The 17,270-nt window shown below is 64.2% G+C and carries 13 protein-coding genes; 5 read left to right on the forward strand and 8 right to left on the reverse strand.

Annotated features, from left to right (window positions below):
• Positions 1 to 3 precede the first annotated feature (3 nt).
• The 4 genes from dnaE to HHL15_RS03785 all read right to left on the reverse strand — a co-directional run bounded on the left by dnaE (position 4) and on the right by HHL15_RS03785 (position 6,737).
• Positions 4 to 3,504, reverse strand: a complete 3,501-nt coding sequence (gene dnaE / locus HHL15_RS03770) for a DNA polymerase III subunit alpha (RefSeq protein ID WP_169144485.1) — start codon at positions 3,502 to 3,504, stop codon at positions 4 to 6.
• Between the two features lie 32 nt (positions 3,505 to 3,536).
• Positions 3,537 to 4,853 (reverse strand): hemolysin family protein, encoded by a 1,317-nt coding sequence (locus HHL15_RS03775; protein WP_169144486.1) that lies wholly within the window; start codon positions 4,851 to 4,853, stop codon positions 3,537 to 3,539.
• A 23-nt stretch (positions 4,854 to 4,876) separates the two neighbouring features.
• A complete protein-coding gene (locus HHL15_RS03780; RefSeq protein WP_169144487.1) occupies positions 4,877 to 5,998 on the reverse strand; it encodes a rhomboid family intramembrane serine protease in 1,122 nt (373 codons plus the stop codon).
• 64 nt (positions 5,999 to 6,062) lie between these two features.
• Positions 6,063 to 6,737, reverse strand: a complete 675-nt coding sequence (locus HHL15_RS03785) for an XRE family transcriptional regulator (RefSeq protein WP_169144488.1) — start codon at positions 6,735 to 6,737, stop codon at positions 6,063 to 6,065.
• A 451-nt stretch (positions 6,738 to 7,188) separates the two neighbouring features.
• On the opposite strand from HHL15_RS03785, the gene HHL15_RS27000 reads away from it, so the two are divergent.
• On the forward strand, positions 7,189 to 7,533 hold the full coding sequence (locus tag HHL15_RS27000) for a helix-turn-helix domain-containing protein (protein WP_169144489.1): 345 nt from the start codon (positions 7,189 to 7,191) through the stop codon (positions 7,531 to 7,533).
• Between the two features lie 90 nt (positions 7,534 to 7,623).
• Positions 7,624 to 8,670 carry a GGDEF domain-containing protein gene (locus HHL15_RS03795; RefSeq protein WP_169144490.1) on the forward strand — a complete coding sequence of 349 codons (1,047 nt, stop codon included), beginning with the start codon at positions 7,624 to 7,626 and terminating at the stop codon, positions 8,668 to 8,670.
• Positions 8,671 to 8,682: 12 nt separating this feature from the next.
• Here the strand turns inward: HHL15_RS03795 and HHL15_RS03800 are convergent, their stop codons facing one another.
• From HHL15_RS03800 to HHL15_RS03810, 3 genes are all read right to left on the reverse strand, one after another.
• Positions 8,683 to 9,069 (reverse strand): hypothetical protein, encoded by a 387-nt coding sequence (locus tag HHL15_RS03800; protein ID WP_169144491.1) that lies wholly within the window; start codon positions 9,067 to 9,069, stop codon positions 8,683 to 8,685.
• Between the two features lie 2 nt (positions 9,070 to 9,071).
• Positions 9,072 to 10,046: a quinone oxidoreductase family protein gene (locus HHL15_RS03805; RefSeq protein WP_169144492.1), complete on the reverse strand. Its 975-nt coding sequence runs from the start codon at positions 10,044 to 10,046 to the stop codon at positions 9,072 to 9,074.
• 114 nt (positions 10,047 to 10,160) lie between these two features.
• Entirely contained in the window at positions 10,161 to 12,455 is a 2,295-nt protein-coding gene (locus HHL15_RS03810) for an NADP-dependent malic enzyme (protein ID WP_169144493.1), read from the reverse strand.
• Positions 12,456 to 12,778: 323 nt separating this feature from the next.
• Between HHL15_RS03810 and HHL15_RS03815 the strand changes: the two genes are divergently transcribed.
• A complete protein-coding gene (locus HHL15_RS03815) occupies positions 12,779 to 13,546 on the forward strand; it encodes a ParA family protein (protein WP_169144494.1) in 768 nt (255 codons plus the stop codon).
• 11 nt (positions 13,547 to 13,557) lie between these two features.
• Here HHL15_RS03815 and HHL15_RS03820 read toward each other — a convergent pair whose 3' ends face one another.
• Positions 13,558 to 15,783 carry a UvrD-helicase domain-containing protein gene (locus HHL15_RS03820; RefSeq protein ID WP_169144495.1) on the reverse strand — a complete coding sequence of 742 codons (2,226 nt, stop codon included), beginning with the start codon at positions 15,781 to 15,783 and terminating at the stop codon, positions 13,558 to 13,560.
• A gap of 346 nt (positions 15,784 to 16,129) precedes the next feature.
• Here HHL15_RS03820 and HHL15_RS03825 point away from each other — a divergent pair, with 346 nt between their 5' ends.
• On the forward strand, positions 16,130 to 16,456 hold the full coding sequence (locus HHL15_RS03825; RefSeq protein WP_169144496.1) for a hypothetical protein: 327 nt from the start codon (positions 16,130 to 16,132) through the stop codon (positions 16,454 to 16,456).
• 406 nt (positions 16,457 to 16,862) lie between these two features.
• Entirely contained in the window at positions 16,863 to 17,195 is a 333-nt protein-coding gene (gene yajC / locus HHL15_RS03830; protein ID WP_169144497.1) for a preprotein translocase subunit YajC, read from the forward strand.
• Positions 17,196 to 17,270 lie beyond the last annotated feature (75 nt).

Below are 17,270 nucleotides of genomic sequence, written 5' to 3' on the forward strand. Positions count from 1 at the left end.
CGATCAACCGTAGATGACCTCCACCGCCTCGGGCGGCAACCATTCCCTGAGGCTCTCCAGCAGGCTGTCGTCCGGCCGCACCCTCCAGGCCGCCCCCAGGGGCAGATCACCCTCGGCCACGCCGTTGCGGTAGCGCACCCGGATCGGGCACTCGCCATCACGGAACGGTGCCAGCACGCTCTGCAGGCGCTCGGCCGCAGCGGCAGCCCCGCCCGCAGTACCCACTTCGCCGTTCAGGCGGAGTTGCAGGACCCGGGCAAAACGGCCGCGGGCCTCGCCGAGGGTCATCAGCTTGTCGGCCACGATGCGGAAACCACCGGTAAAGTCGTCGTTGCTGACCTTGGCATCGACGATCAGCACCTCGTCCACCACGATGCGCTGGCGGTTGTTGTCGAAGACCTCCGAGAACACCGAGACTTCCCGCGGGGTGGTGCCATCGTCCAGCAGGACGAAGGCGATCTTGCCCCGAGCGGTCATCTTGGCACGGACCTCCATCACCACCCCCGCCATGGTGATCAGGTCCTTGGAGGGCTCGACCTGCGCCAGCGGGCGCCGCACGAAGCGCCGCACCTCTTCCTTGAAGGCGTTGAACGGGTGGCCCGACAGGAAGAAGCCGATGGCCAGCTTCTCTTCCTTGAGCTTCTCCCGGTCGCCCCAGGGGCGCACCTTGACATAGTCGACCATCGGCCCGGCGTCTTCGCCGGGAATGTCGAACAGGCCGCTCTGCAGGGCGTTGGCCGCCTGCTGCTCGGCCGCCTCCATGGCGATGCCGACCGTGGCCATCAGGGTGTGGCGGTCGGCCGGCTGGGTCGGGGCGATGGTGTCGAAGGCTCCGGCCCGCACCAGGGCCTCGATGACCCGGCGGTTGGCCAGACGCTTGTCCACCCGGCAGCAGAAATCGAAGAGATCCTTGAACGGCCCGCCAGCCTGACGTGCCGCCAGGATGGCCCGCACTGCCGGCTCGCCCACCCCCTTCACCGCCCCCAGGCCATAGCGGATGGTCTTGGCATCGGTGGGCACGAAACGGTAGTCGGACTGGTTCACGTCCGGCGGCAGGACCACCACCTTGTTGGCGATCGTGTCCTCGTAGAAGATCTTGATCGTATCGGTGTTGTCCAGGTCGGCCGACATGGTGGCGGCCATGAAGGCCGCGCAGTGGTAGGCCTTGAGCCAGGCGGTGTGGTAGGTCACCACCGCGTAGGCGGCCGTGTGCGACTTGTTGAAGCCGTACTCGGCGAACTTGGTCATCAGGTCGAACAGCTGTTCGGCCAGGGCCGGGTCGTAGCCCTGCTTGCGGGCACCATCGGCGATGGTCTCCCGGTGCTTGGCCATCTCCTCCGGCTTCTTCTTGCCCATCGCCCGGCGCAGCATGTCGGCGCCGCCCAGCGTGTAGCCCCCGATGATCTGGGAGATCTGCATCACCTGTTCCTGGTACACGATGACGCCGTAGGTGGGCTCCAGACAGGCCTGCAAGTCCGGGTGGAAGTAGTCGATGGCCTGCTGGCCCTTCTTGCGCAGGATGAAGTCGTCCACCATGCCCGAGCCCAGCGGGCCCGGCCGGTACAGCGCCAGCACGGCGATGATGTCTTCGAAGCGGTCGGGGGCGAGCTTCTTGAGAAGCTTCTTCATGCCCTCGGATTCCACCTGGAAGATCGCCGTGGTGTTGGCGTCGCGGAGGATCTGGTAGGCCGCCTGATCGCCGAAACCCAGGCTCATCAGGTCTGGCCGCTTGCCGGTGAGGCGCTCGATGTACTCCAGGGCCAGTTCGATGATGGTGAGGTTGCGCAGGCCCAGGAAGTCGAACTTGACCAGGCCGACGCCTTCCACATCGTCCTTGTCGAACTGGGAGACCGGAGTGGCGTCCTCGCCATCGGCGATGTACAGCGGACAGAAGTCGGTGAGCTTGCCCGGTGCGATGAGCACGCCGCCGGCGTGCATGCCGACGCCACGGGTCAGGCCCTCAAGGGGCTCGGCCAGGCCCCACAGCTCCTGGATCGACTCGCCGTCGTTGCCGTCGGCCATCAATTCGTTGATCTGGGGCTCCTGCTCCCGTGCATCGGACAGGGACAAAGGCTTGTTCTGCACCACCGGGATCAGCTTGGAGAGCCGGTCGCACAGGCCGTAGGGCAGGTCGAGCACCCGCCCCACGTCGCGCACCACCGCCTTGGAGGCCATGGTGCCGAAGGTGGCTATCTGGCTCACCGCGTCCTTGCCATAGCGCTCGCGCACGTACTCGATGACGCGGTAGCGGTTGTCCTGGCAGAAGTCGATGTCGAAGTCGGGCATCGACACCCGCTCCGGGTTCAGGAAGCGCTCGAACAGCAGGGCGTAGGCCAGCGGATCCAGGTCGGTGATGCGCAGGCTGTAAGCCACCAGCGAGCCGGCACCGGAACCCCGCCCGGGGCCTACCGGCACACCGTTTTCCTTGGCCCAGATGATGAAGTCGGCCACGATCAGGAAGTAGCCCGGGAAACCCATCTGGATGATGGTGTCGGTCTCGAACTTGAGCCGGTCCTCGTAGCGCTGGCGCTGAGCCTCCCGGTCCACCTCGTTGGGGTAGAGCTCCTTGAGGCGCTCCTCCAGGCCCCGCTTGGCCTCGGCCACCAGGAAGTCGTCGAGGGTCATGCCCTCGGGGGTCGGGAACTGGGGCAGGAAGTTCTTGCCCAGCTGGATCGTCAGGGAGCAGCGGCGGGCAATCTCGATGCTGTTCTCGAGGGCCTCCGGGATGTCGGCGAAAAGCTCGCACATCTCGGCCTGGGTCTTGAAATATTGCTGCTCGGTGAAGTCCCGCGGCCGGCGTTTGTCGGCCAGCACATTGCCCTGGGCGATGCAGACGCGGGCCTCGTGGGCCTTGAAGTCCTCCGGCCGGGTGAACTGAACCGGATGGGTAGCCACCACCGGCAGGTCCAGGTTCGAGGCGATCTGCAGGGCTTCACGGATGTAACCTTCGGTGCCCGGATGCCCGGCGCGCTGGATCTCGATGTAGAAGCCGCCCGGGAAACGCGCCGCCCAGTCGGCGGCGAGCTGCTCGGCCTGGCGGGCATTGCCGTTGGCCAGAGCCTGGCCGATGTCGCCATCCTTGGCGCCGGACAGGCACAGCAGGTCGCTGGCGCTGTCGACGGTCAACCAGTCGCGGCGGATCTCCGCACGACCCCGGTACTTGTTCTCCATGTAGGCCCGGGTCAGCAGTTCGCAGAGCTGGCCGTAGCCCTTGCGGTTCTTGCTGATCAGCAGTACCCGGTAGGGCTTGTCCCGATCGGTGTCCTGGGTGATCCAGGCATCCACGCCGCAGATCGGCTTGATGCCCTTGCCGCGGGCGCCCTTGTAGAACTTGACCATGCCGAAGAGGTTGGCCAGATCGGAGATGCCAAGGGCCGGCATGCCATCGGCGGCAGCACGGGCGATGGCGGAGTCCACCTGCACGATCCCGTCGGAGATCGAATACTCGGTATGGAGACGCAGATGGACGAAGCGGGGGGAATGGGAGGCGTGGGTTTCAGACATCCCGCAATTTTACCCGTCCGCGAGGGGTGCTTTCACCCCTCGCCGGAGATTTCTCCGGTGGCGCCGTCGAGCCGGCTCACCAGCAACTGGTCGATGCGGTGGTTGTCCACGTCCAGCACCTCGAAGCGGTAGCCGGCAAAATCCACCCGGTCGGTACGTCGTGGGATCTTGCGCAGGTGGTACATCATGAAGCCGGCAACGGTTTCGTAGTGCTCGCTGCCGCCCCCGTCATCGATGTCGAGCACGCGCATCAGGTCGGCAGCGGCGGTGGCTCCGTCCACCAACCAGGAGTTGTCATCGCGGCGCAGGATCTGCTCCTCCTGAACCTGCTCCACATCATCACCCACCAGGGCCCGGATGATGTCGTTGAGGGTGATCACGCCCACCACCAGCGCGTACTCGTTGATGATCACCGCAAAGTCGTCCCGCGCCTCGCGCAGGCGCTCCAGCACTTCGGACAGGGTCAGGGAGTCCGGCAGAGCCAGCAGCGGGTTGATCGGCGCATCCGCCTTCATGGACAGGGACTGGCCCGCCAGCACCCGGTTGAGCAGGTCCTTGGCATCCACATAGCCCACCACGTGATCGATGCTGCCGTCGCATACCGGAAACCGGTTGAAGGGCCGGCTGGTGATCTTCTGGCGGATGCTCTCCTCGCTCTCCTCCAGGGTGAAGAACACCACGCTCTCGCGCAGGGTCATGGCCGAAGGAGCACTGCGCACCTCCAGGCCGAAGACGTTCTCGATCATGGCGTGCTCCTGCTCGGCCAACACGCCAGCCTGAGCCCCCGCCTCCACCACCGCGATGATCTCGTCCGGCGTCACCGTGTCATTGCGGGCGGTTGGCACGCCAAGCAACCGGAAGAGCAGGTCGGCTGCACCGTTGTAGAGCCACAGCAAGGGCTGCAGCCAGCGGATCAGCAGGATCATCGGCCCGGCAATGGCGCTGGCCAGCCGCTCCGGCGAAGCCATGCTGAGGCGCTTGGGCATCAGGTCGGCAAACAGGATGAATAGGGAAGTCACCAGCACGAAGGACAGCGTGAAGGCCACGCTGTCCAGGTAGGCCTCCGGCAGCATGGGCCCCAGGAATTCGGTCAGCCAGGGCGAGAAGGCACCCTCGCCGACAATGCCGCCCATGATCGCCACGCCGTTGAGACCGATCTGCACGAGCGTGAAGAAAGGCCCCGGCCGGGCCTGCAGGGCCAGCACCCGGGCCGCGCCCTCGTCGCCGCTCTCGGCCAGCACCGCAAGGCGCGACTTGCGCGACGCCGCCACGGAGATTTCGGACACCGAAAAAAAGGCACTGATGCCCACCAGCAGGACAATCAACAGGATCTGTTGCGTAAAGCCCATTCCGCCCCCTCCAGGCACCGCCTTCAGCGGCCGCTGTCTTGCATCGATTTGCGCAGGCGGATCTGCAGCAGGATGTTGTCAGCCTGCACCTGCAGGCTACGGGAGCGCTCCAGCCAGACCGACTGATGGGTCTCCAGCGCCTGCACCAAGGCCTTCACCGCATCACGGCGGGCTGTCGCATACTCTATCAGTTCATCACGGTACCACTCGTGGCCGGCGGGCGCCTCCCGCCAGGACAGCTGGGTGATCTGCCGCTCCCAGCGCACAAGGCACTCGTGCTCGAGCGCATCCCGCACAGCTCCCTCGGTGGCGCGCCTCTGCCGCAGCGCATCCATCAGGGAAGCCTGCTCCCGCAACAGCTCCTGCTCTTCCACGGAAAAACGCTGCAAGGTCTCTTGAAAGGCCGCGCCGATCTCGTGGCGTCGTACGACCTCCGGTGCCTGCTTCCACATCAAAGCCCCAAGCACGACCATCACGGCAACGCCCCCCAAAAGACGGGGTGAAAGCCAGCGCACCGGCTTCGGTGCCGCCAGCGGTGCCGCCATGACCGCACCGAGAACGAGCCCCGCAAGCAGCCCTCCCAGATGCGCAGCGTTGTCGATGCCCGGCAACGCAAAGCCGGCAAACAGCGAGTAACCGATGAAACCGAGGGTCCCGGAGCGCATCTCCTTGAACACCTCGCCCGGGACCGAACCACGCTGCACGGTGAGATAAGCCAGCAGCGCGCCATACACACCGAAGATCGCTCCGGAAGCCCCCACGCTGACCGGCCCCTGCTTCCACCACAGGCTGGCCACATTGCCAAACAGTCCGGCCAGCAGGTAAACCAGGGCAAAGCCGGCCCGGCCAAAGAGGCGCTCAACCACCTGTCCCGCCTGATACAAGGCCAGCATGTTCAAACCCACATGGAGCAGCCCTCCATGCAGAAACAAGGCTGTGGCGAGACGCCAGGCCTCCCCCTTCTGGACCAGCGGCGCGAAGTTCCCGCCAAAGCGAATCAACAGATCGGAAGGGATCTGCATCACACCATGCCCCAACAAGGCCAGCAACGCAAAAACCACACCGTTGACCAGCACCAGCGCCCAGGTCAGATCAGCCCGGGGAACACGGCTGAACAACAAGTTGATGAATGTGTCGTAGTTCAAGAGATTGGGATCACATGCCGATTGGCAACATCCGGATTATCGCATGCGCCCACTCCTTACCTTCTTACAGAAGCCCGCCGCTCCAGACGGCGCGCCCGACCAGCCGCAACCCGGCGAGCGCCTCACCAGACAGAAAGATCTCACGGAACACCGGGTTGTCACAGCGAATGAAAAGGCCACCCTCCAGGTCGGACTGCAGACGCCGGATCCGCAGCCGCCCTGCGTATTCGATCGCATGAATGCCATCTCCACCAAGCGGCACGGCCCGGGCATCCACAAGGACGAGGGCACCCTGCCGGATCGTCGGCGCCATGGAGTCGTCTTCCGCTGTGATACCCAGCAGAGCAACAGGATCAAGCCCCTGCCCCTCCAGCCAGGCGCGGCGAAAAGCCATGTCGGCCGGCACGGGGCCATTCCCTGCGGACGGAACAACGACAAGCTCATCTCTCGATACGCGGTAGTCGGCGGCCGGCTCGGCCAGCCGCTCCCGGATGGCCCCGGCAGCCCCTCCAGGGGCCGACCGCTCCTGCAGCCCCCTCCTCCCCGCCTCGAGGCGAAGCGCCAGTAACTCTCCGAGATCAGCACCGGTTGCCGCTGCGAAAACAGCGAGAAAATCGATATCCGGAAGCCGCTCGCCCCGCTCGTAGTTCCCCAATGTGTTCTTGTGAACACTCATGCGCAGCGCCAGCTCATCCAACGTAAGCCGACCTCGCACACGCCTGAGGGCTTCACCGATCATTGCCTCGAGCCTCTCATCGTCCCCCTGGCCCCGGAGCCACAGCACGCAAAATCATCATTCCTCAATGAGGATCTACAAAAAACCATTTTTAATCGAAAAAAAGATAGATAACGCCAAAAAACCCCATCTTGACAATATTCTCAAGACATAAAAAACAACAATTGCATGATTGACCAAGAACACACAAGAAGGTGTAATCAGACAAACCTAGCGCTCTCACTAGTCAGCAGCAAACGCACCAGAGCCGCACCAGAACAACAATTGACGCCTACCGGAGGTTCCCTGCGCAGCGCCCGCCCAGGTACAGGTCTTACACAGCCTCGAAGCGGCGTTCAACCCTCCCCGAAAATGAAAAGCACATCCTGACGAAATGCGCCATCGTCCCCTTATCGCCTGCAGTGTAGCGCTCACCGGCATTGGCGCAATGCCCACTTCATACGTTGGCACACTCATGCGAACCCATCCAGCCCCCTCCCCAAGCCCCGTCTCGCCGACTTCACTTCAGGACGACGGCTTTTTTTCCCTGCGGATCACGCTGCACACGATCGAACTGCTGGATGCCGTCGCCAGACACGGCAGCGTAGCCTCGGCGGCAGAAGCCCTGTCGATACCCTCCTCCACCCTTGTCACCGCCCTGCAAACGCTTGAAGCCAGTCTGGGCCTTACCTTGTTCTACCCAGGCAGCGCCCCGACACAGCCCACCCCCGCGTGCCGGGCGCTCCTGGCCGAAGGGCGCCTCCTCCTGCAGGCTCAGGCCATCGACGGCCCCCCGATCAGGCAGCGCCCAGGCCCGTGAAGAATTGCGCGCCGACCACTGCGATTCCACGCAAACATGAAGGCCGCCTGCGCTAATATCGTTCGCCTGACAGCCACCCGATGCGGCACCATGATCCACGTCCTCAAGCATGTCGAGTCGATCACCCAGCACAGGGACAGGGCCCTGCTTGAGCTGGGCGTAGCGTCGGCACTTTTCGAGCTGGTCAAGGCGCAGGAGGTCAATCTCTACAAGGCCAGCCAGCACGGCGAGGAAACCTATCTCGCACGGGTCACCCACGTGGGGCAGGACGGCGTGAGCTATTCCCAATCCGAATTCGACGAGGGCGGCGAACCCCTACCGCTCCACGACCGCCCCGAAATGATCGCCAGCGTTGAGCAGAGCCAGATCGTCCGGCGCCACGACACCGAGCGCAACCTCCATATCCACTGCTTCCCAATCTCGATCGACAGTCGCGTCCTGGGCGTACTTGAGGTCGTCTGCGGCGCCCCCCTCGCCGACGACGACCTGGGAACCGCCGAGGGCTTCCTCGGGCTGTATCGCAACTATCTCAGCCTGCTCGATTACAGCGAACGTGACACGCTCACGGGCCTGCTCAACCGCAAGACCTTTGACGAAAATCTGAGCAAGATCCTGGGCCATCTGCTGAGCAGCCAGGACGGCGATGCCGCCACGGCCCAACGCAGGCGGGTCCAGCACGATGAGGGCAATCACTGGCTGGCCGTCCTGGACGTCGACCATTTCAAGCGGGTGAACGACCAGTTCGGCCACCTCTATGGCGACGAGGTGCTGCTATTGCTGGCACGCCTCATGCTGGAGAGCTTCCGCCACCAGGACCGCCTGTTCCGCTTCGGTGGCGAAGAATTCGTTGTCGTGCTGCGGGCCACCTCGGAAGAAGAAGTAGCAACCGCCCTGGAGCGCTTTCGCAACACCGTGGAGAACCGTGACTTCCCCCAGGTGGGCAGGGTCACGATCAGCATCGGCTATACGGCTGTACACGCCCGCGACTCCATTCCCGACATCGTCGGCAGGGCGGACGAAGCCTTGTACTTCGCCAAGGAAAATGGCCGGAATCAGGTCTGCAGCTACGAACTGCTGCTCGGCACCGGCAAGATCATGCCCCGGGCTGCACCTGAAAGCGAGATGGAGCTTTTCTGACGCGCTCCCGCGTCAGCGCGTGGCGGCCTGAGCCGGCAGATCCCGGAGCGACTGCTTGCGCTCCCCGTCAGCCGCGAAGATCAGGGCTTTCTGCTCATCGCTCAGCGGCCCCTTCAGATCCCGTTCGAGGGAACTGAAGATGCGGGCCAGGCGGTCCGTCAGACGCCCCTTGGCCGGAATCGCCCTGAGCACCTGCTCACGGCTTGCCCCGGTGATACTCATCACCTTCTGCAGGAAACCCTCTTCAATGCGGCGGGTTTCAGCCTGAACGAACGCAGCCTGGACGGGCGTCAATACCATGGGAGCACCGGCCGGCACGGTGGGCGCGGCCGCCGCAGGGAACGCCGCCAAGCCCAGCAGAAGGACCGTGAGTGCAGCAGACAGGGAAACTTGTTTCATGATCAGGGCAGCAGCACGCTAGAACCAGTCGTCCGCCGGGCTTCCAGCTCACGATGGGCCGTAGCCGCCTCCTTCAGCGGAAAACGTTGATTGATGGACAGGCGCACCTGGCCGGCCTCCACCACGGCAAAGAGCTCCGCGGCCATGGCCAGCAGGTCCTCGCGCCGGGCGATGTAGTGAAATAGGGTCGGCCGGGTCAGGAACAGCGACCCCATCCTGGCCAGCAGGCCCGGATCAAAGGGAGGCACCGGCCCGGAGGCATTGCCAAAGGTCACCATGGTTCCGAGCGGCCGCAGACAGGCCAAGGAATCCATGAAGGTGTCCTTGCCGACGGAGTCGTAAACCACGGGCACACCCTCTCCCCCGGTGATCTCCCGCACACGCGCCGAGACACTGTCCACCGGGGTGACGATGGCGTGATCACAACCATTGGCGCGCGCCAGTTCCGCCTTGGCCTCCGAGCTCACCGTGCCAATGACCGTAGCCCCGAGCGCCTTGGCCCACTGGCAGACGATCAGGCCGACGCCACCGGCAGCGGCGTGGATCAGGATGCAGTCCCCGGGCTCGACCCGGTAAGTCCGCCGGAGCAGATACTGTGCGGTCAGGCCCTGCATCATCATCGCCGCGCCCTGCTCGAAAGACAGGGAATCCGGCAGCTTGACGAGGGAGCTGGCCACAACATTGCGGATTTCGGAGTAGGCCCCGAGGGCGCCCCCCACATAGGCGACCCGATCGCCGGGAGCGAATTCGGCAACACCCTCCCCCACCGCTTCGATCACCCCGGCAGCCTCCTGACCGATGCCTGAAGGCAAGGGAACCGGGTACAGGCCCGAGCGGTGGTAAGTGTCGATGAAGTTCAGGCCAACCGCCTGATGGCGGACGCGCACCTCACCCGCAGCGGGTGGCGGCACCTCAACCTCGACCCACTGCAGGACCTCGGGGCCGCCGGTACGCTCGAAACGGATGGCATGGGGCATGGGGATCACCTCAGGGACAACGGAACATTGAATGATGGACCAATTGTACCGGAGGGGATCCCAAAATGACCCTGCAGTGCCCCACTCCCAGACGGGAGCGGGGCCGGTCAGGACTCAGCGCTGCGCTTCGGCCCGCTGCTCGGCGGCATCCACCACGGCCAGCGCGGTGATATTGACCAGGCGGCGAACCGACGCCGACGGCGTCAGGATGTGCACGGGGCTTGCGCTGCCCAGCAGGATGGGGCCCACCGAGACACCGTCGCCATTGGCCACCTTGAGGAGGTTGAAGGCGATGTTGGCTGCATCAAGGTTGGGCATGACCAGCAGGTTGGCCTCGCCATTGAGCGTGGAGTCCGGGTGCAGGCGATCACGGATCTCCGGCGACAGGGCCGAGTCACCGTGCATTTCGCCATCGCACTGCAATTCCGGCGCCTTGACCCGCAGGATGTCGCGTGCCTCCCGCATCTTCAGGGAGGAGGTGCTGCGGGCGCTGCCGAAGTTGGAGTGGGACAGCAGGGCCACCTTCGGCTCGATGCCAAAACGCTTCAGCTCATCGGCCGCCATCACGGCGATCTCCGCGGTTTCCTCGGCGCTCGGGGTCTCGTTAACGTAGGTGTCGGTGATCGCCAGGGTGCGCTGGGGCAGCAGCAGGATGTTCATGGCCGCATACAAGGTGGCCCCCTTCTTCAGGCCGATCAGGTTGCGGACGTGATCGAAATGGTGGTCGTAGCCGCCGGTGGTGCCGCAGATCAGGGCATCCGCATCGCCGCGACGCAGCAGCATGCAGCCGATCAGGGTGGAGTCGGCGCGCATGGCTTCGCGGGCCGAGTCGGGGGTCACGCCATCGCGGCCCATGACACGGTAGTACTCCTGCCACAGCTCGCGGTAGCGGCTGTCGGACTCGACGTTGACCACGTCGAAATCACGGCCGGCCTGCAGGTTGAGGCCGAACTTCTCGATACGCATGTCGATCACTGCCGGGCGGCCGATCAGGATCGGGCGGGCCAGATTCTCATCCACCACTGCACGCACCGCACGCAGCACGCGCTCGCTCTCGCCTTCCGCGTAAAGCACGCGCTTCTTGTCGGCGGGAATGGCCTTGGCCATGGTGAACACCGGCTTCATGATGATGCCGGACTGATACACGAACTCGTTGAGGCTCTGGACGTAGGCGTCCATGTCGATCTTGCGGGTGGCCACCCCGGAGTCGATGGCCGCCTGCGCCACGGCCGGCGCGATCTTGACGATCAGGCGCGGGTCGAAGGGCTTGGGGATCAGGTAGTTCGGGCCGAAGTTCAGGTCGGCACCGCCGTAGGCCTGGGCAACCACGTCGGACTGCTCGGCTTCGGCCAGCTCGGCGATGGCTTTCACGCAGGCGAGCTTCATTTCCTCGTTGATCTTGGTCGCGCCGGCGTCCAGCGCACCACGGAAGATGAAGGGGAAGCACAGCACGTTGTTGACCTGGTTCGGATAGTCCGAACGGCCGGTGGCGATGATGGCGTCGGGGCGCACTTCCTTGGCCAGCTCCGGCATGATTTCCGGGGTCGGGTTGGCCAGGGCGAAGATCAGCGGCTTGTCGGCCATGGTCTTGACCATCTCCGGCTTGAGCACGCCGGCGGTGGACAGGCCCAGGAAGACGTCGGCGCCGACCAGCGCATCGGCGAGGGTGCGGAAGGCGGTCTGCTGGGCGAAGCGGGCCTTGGTCGGCTCCATCTTTTCGTCACGGCCCACGTAGATCACACCCTTGGAGTCGCACACGAAGACGTTCTCGCGCTTGATGCCCAGACCGCACCACAACTCAAGGCAGGCAATGGCGGCGGCACCGGCGCCGGACACCACGACCTTGACCTCGTCGATCTTCTTGCCCACCACCTTCAGGCCATTGAGCATGGCCGCGGCGGAGATGATGGCGGTGCCGTGCTGGTCGTCGTGGAAGACCGGAATGTTCATCCGCTCGCGCAGCTTCTGCTCGATGTAGAAGCACTCGGGGGCCTTGATGTCTTCCAGATTGACACCGCCAAGGGTCGGCTCGAGGGCGGCGATGATGTCAATCAGCTTGTCCGGGTCGTTTTCGGCCAGCTCAATGTCGAACACGTCGATGTTGGCAAACTTCTTGAACAGGCAGCCCTTGCCCTCCATCACCGGTTTGGCGGCCAGCGGGCCGATGTTGCCGAGGCCGAGCACCGCGGTGCCGTTGGTGACGACCGCCACCAGGTTGCCGCGGGAGGTGTATTCCTGCGCGTCGGCCGGGTCGGCCACGATCGCGTCGCAGGCAGCCGCCACACCCGGGGAATAGGCCAGCGCCAGATCACGCTGGTTGGTCAGCCCCTTGGTCGGCACCACGGCGATCTTGCCGCGGGTCGGGCTACGATGGTATTCGAGGGCGGCGGCGATGAAATCCTTGTCCATGTTCTCTCTTCTCGTAAATGGCCCGGCCTCCCCACAAGTCAATCGGCATATCGCCACAGGTGGGGAAAACTCCGATGTTCCGGGCAAAAATCTGGATGCGTTCTGGGTACCCTGAGGCGAGCATTGGCCTCGTTTCGACAGTCGGGCGGCATTTGCCGCCCAGCCGGAGTTTCGCTTCCGGGAGGGGGTGCGAAGACTTCGTTTTATTTTGAATAAGAGTTTACCCGACCCCGGCCGTTTGCGCACCCTCGGCAAATTCGGCGCGGCCCCGAAGGCATGGCACAATCCCGCGGATCCAGAACAGAACAAAGACGGGAGAAAGAATGCGACGCGTGGTGTTCAACCAGAAGGGGGGCGTGGGCAAGTCGACGATCACCTGCAACCTGGCCGCGATCAGCGCCCATCAGGGCCTGCGCACGCTGGTGGTGGACCTGGACCCTCAGGGCAACTCCACCCACTACCTGCTTGGCGACGCCGCCGATGACGCGGACGACACCGTCGCCGGCCTGTTCGAGCAGACCCTGAACTTCAAGTTCAACCCCAAGAAGACTGCCGAGTTCATCCGCCCGACCCCCTTCGCCAACCTGTCCATCCTGCCCTCCCACCCGGACCTGGAAGAACTGCAGGGCAAGCTGGAATCCCGCTACAAGATTTTTAAACTGCGGGACGCCCTGGACGAGCTGGCCGACGACTTCGACGCGGTCTTCATCGACACGCCGCCAGCCCTGAATTTCTATACCCGCTCGGCGCTGATCGCGACCCGGCTGTGCCTGATCCCCTTCGACTGCGACGACTTCTCCCGGCGGGCCCTGTATTCGCTGCTGGAAAACGTGCAGGAAATCAAGGCCGATCACAACCGGGAGCTCGAAGTGGAAGGCATCGTGGTGAACCAGTTCCAGCCGCGCGCCACCCTGCCCCAGAAACTGGTCCAGGAGCTGATTGAGGAAGGCCTGCCGATCTTCAAGACCTACCTGTCCAGTTCAATCAAGATCCGCGAAAGCCACGAACAGGCCAAGCCGATGATCCACCTGGACCCGAAGCACAAGCTGGCCCAGGAATTCACGGCCCTGCACAACGAACTACGGCGCTGAGCCGGCGACGCTCACACGGGCGTCAGCTTGGCCATAGCCAGCATCAGCCACTTTGCCCCGGCTTCGGCAAACTTCACCTGGACCCGGGCATCGTTGCCGCTGCCTTCGGCAGCCACGATCACCCCATCACCGAAGCGGGCGTGATTCACGCTCTGGCCGATGCGCAAACCTCCCAGGTCACGGGACTTCTGCGGTGGCGGCGGGGGCATCGCCGGTGCCGCCGCCTTGCCCGCGCCCGGGTTGTAATAGCGGGTGGAGGGCTCCGACACGAAACTGCGCCGAGGACTGGGCGGCGTCAGCCACTTGGTGAGGCCCTCGGGAATCTCCTCCAGGAAACGGGACCGCAGGTTGTAGCGCACCTGGCCATGCAACATCCGGCTCTGGGTGAAGCTCAGGTAAAGGCGCTGGCGGGCACGCGTCACGGCCACGTACATCAGGCGCCGCTCCTCCTCCAGCCCGTCGGACTCCTGGGCGCTGTTCTCGTGGGGGAACAAACCCTCCTCGAGGCCAGACAGGAACACCACGTCGAACTCCAGGCCCTTGGCCGCATGCACGGTCATCAGCTGGACCGCCTCGATGCCCGCATCGGCCTGGTGATCGCCCGCTTCCAGGGAAGCATGGGCGAGAAACTCGGCGAGCACGGCGGAGGTTTCGGAAGGCTGCTCTCCGGGGATCTGTCCGGCCCCTACTTCAGCACTGAAATTGGCCGCCGCATTGATCAGCTCGTCCAGGTTCTCCAGGCGCTCCTGCCCCTCCTTCTCGGTCTTGTAGTGCGCCCGCAGGCCGGACAGTTCAATGACGTGGTCCACCATTTCGTGCAGGGGCAGCTCCCGCGTCTCCTGGCGCAGACGCTCGATCAGCACCACAAACTGGGCCAGCGAGGTACCGGGCTTGCCGGACAGGTGGGGGACGGTCTGGTACAGCGGCGTGTTCCACGTCCGTGCCGCATCCTGCAGCGCCTCGAGCGAACGGGCGCCAATACCGCGGGTCGGGAAATTGACCACCCGGGTAAAGGCGGTATCGTCATCCGGGTTGGCGATCAGGCGCAGGTAGGCCAGGGCATGCTTGACCTCCTGGCGCTCGAAGAAGCGCAGGCCGCCATACACCCGGTAGGGAACACCGCTGGAAAACAGTTGGTGCTCCAGCACCCGTGACTGGGCATTGGAGCGGTACAGCAGCGCGATATCGGCCCGCCCCATGCCGTCGCGCACCAGGGACTGGATCTCCTCGACAATCCAGCGGGCCTCGTCCGTGTCGGTGAAGGCCTCGTAAACCCGGATCGGCTCGCCGGCCCCCTTGTCGGTCCACAGGTTCTTGCCAAGGCGCTTGGTGTTGTTGGTGATCAGTGCATTGGCCGCGTCGAGGATGTTGCCCTGGGAGCGGTAGTTCTGCTCCAGGCGGATCACGTCGGTCACCCGGAAATCCCGCTCGAAGTCACGCATGTTGCCGATCTCCGCACCACGGAAGCGGTAGATCGACTGATCGTCGTCGCCCACGCAGAACAGGCAGGCCCCGCCCTCCCCTCCCTGGCCACCGGCGAGCAGCTTGAGCCAACGGTACTGCAGCACGTTGGTGTCCTGGAATTCATCCACCAGGATGTGGCGGAAGCGGGCCTGGTAATGGCGGCGGATCGGCTCGTTGCGCTCGAGCAGCTCGTAGCTGCGCAGCAACAACTCGGGGAAATCCACAACTGCCTCGCGCTGGCACTGTGCTTCATACTCCACGTAAAGCTCGACCCTGCGGCGTGTGTAATCGTCCCAGGCCTCGACCGCCGCCGGGCGGATACCCGCTTCCTTCTGCCCATTGATGAAATGCTGGAGGTCACGGGGCGGAAATTTCTCGTCGTCGATGTTGAGGGTCTTCAGCAGGCGCTTGATCGATGCCAGCTGGTCCCCCGAATCCAGGATCTGGAACAGCTGGGGCAGCCCGGCATCGCGGTGGTGGGCCCTCAAGAATCGGTTGCACAGGCCGTGAAAGGTGCCGATCCACATGCCCCGGGTGTTGATCGGGAACATGGCAGAAAGCCGCGTCACCATCTCTTTGGCGGCCTTGTTGGTGAAGGTGACCGCCAGGATGCCCTGGGGCCCGCAGAAGCCGCTCTGGATCAGCCAGGCAATCCGGGTCGTGAGCACCCGGGTCTTGCCCGAGCCGGCTCCGGCAAGGATCAGGGCGTGGCGGGCCGGCAGGGTGACGGCGGCAAGCTGTTCGGGATTGAGGTTGTCGAGAAGCTGGGACATGGGGCAAGCGGTTGGCGGAGCGGGTTGCCATTCTAAACCCCCGCCGGGCGCCCAACCCAGCCGAGAAACGGGCAGGCCGGGTCATGCGCAGTGTTGCGGAAACACCATGGCCCCGTGATGAATTACTTGCATCAAAACCAAAAGGCGCTTGCAGGGAGGCCGGCAAGTACCTACACTGAAATTGTGCAATGCAACAAACAAGCTTACTGAGAGCACCGGAGAGTCAGTGAATACGTGGAAATACGCTGAAAAACGCATTATTGCAGCGCACCACAAACATCACTCGAAGCACCTGACTCCAAAACGGTCCCACTTGTTTGATGCCCCAATACAGGAGTAACAGCAAATGAAGACACCCAAACTACTACCGTGGCACGCCCGCAAGGCCGGCGTCCCGATCGAACGCGCCGAAGCCCTCTGGCGCAAGGCCCTCCGTGAAGCCACCGCCGACACCGGCTGGGTTGGCACTTCCGAATTCTGGGGCGCCGCCGAGGCCCGCTTCCTTGAACTGCTCGCGGAAGAACAGAGCACGCTCTGCGCCCCGCATGTCGAGACCTTCGTGCGCAGCCAGCACCGCATGGGCCTGCTGCCCCTGCTGGCCGCCGAACAGGTGTTCTCAGCCATGTCTGCCAACTGGCAGCGCTTTTGCAACCAGATGAACAAGGCCGCCTGAAGGCGCCCTGCAACCGGGTTTTTCTCCCTCCTCTCCTTCCAAGGAGATTTCGACGGCGTCTGTTGCAAAACAGACGCCGCTTTTTTTTGTCGCCGGGCACCGCCCCAAGACGCCCCCCCAAGGGGCAGCGAGCCGCACAGGGGGGAGCGCGGGGGCCTTCTTTCGTCGCCGGGCCGCCCCAAGACGAAAGTCCCCCCGGGGGGCAGCGAGCCGCACAGCGGGGAGCGCGGGGGCCTTCTTTCGTCGCCGGGCCGCCCCAAGACGAAAGCCCCCCCGGGGGGCAGCGAGCCGCACAGCGGGGAGCGCGGGGGCCTTCTTTCGCCCTTCCCTCCTGCACAGCCGCTCGAAAGCCCTCCCCCGCCTGCTGCTATAATCAGCCACTTTGCTTTTCAACCCGGAGTTTAATGTGCTGATTTCCAACGCGTTTGCCCAAGCGGCACCGGCCGCATCCCAAGACCCGCTCGGCGGCCTCGGCGGCATTCTGCCCATGATCTTCATGTTCGCAGTGCTGTGGTTCCTGATGATCCGTCCGCAGATGAAACGCACCAAGGAACATAAAGCCCTGCTCGAAGGTCTGCAGAAGAACGACGAAGTCCTGACCCAGGGTGGCATCGTCGGCAAGGTGGTCCAGATCTCCGATGCCTACGTGCATGTGGAAGTGGCTCCCAACACCCAGATCGTGATCCAGAAGCAAGCCATCGGTGCCGTGCTGCCCAAAGGCACCCTGAAGTCGATCTGATCCGGCTCCGGGCCGGGGTCAGCCCCCGGTCCCTCCACTGCAGCCGCGCCTGTTACATCTCCTTTCCGCCAGACC

It is taken from the genome of Zoogloea dura (assembly GCF_012927165.1).
GTDB classification, from domain to species: Bacteria; Pseudomonadota; Gammaproteobacteria; order Burkholderiales; family Rhodocyclaceae; genus Zoogloea; species Zoogloea dura.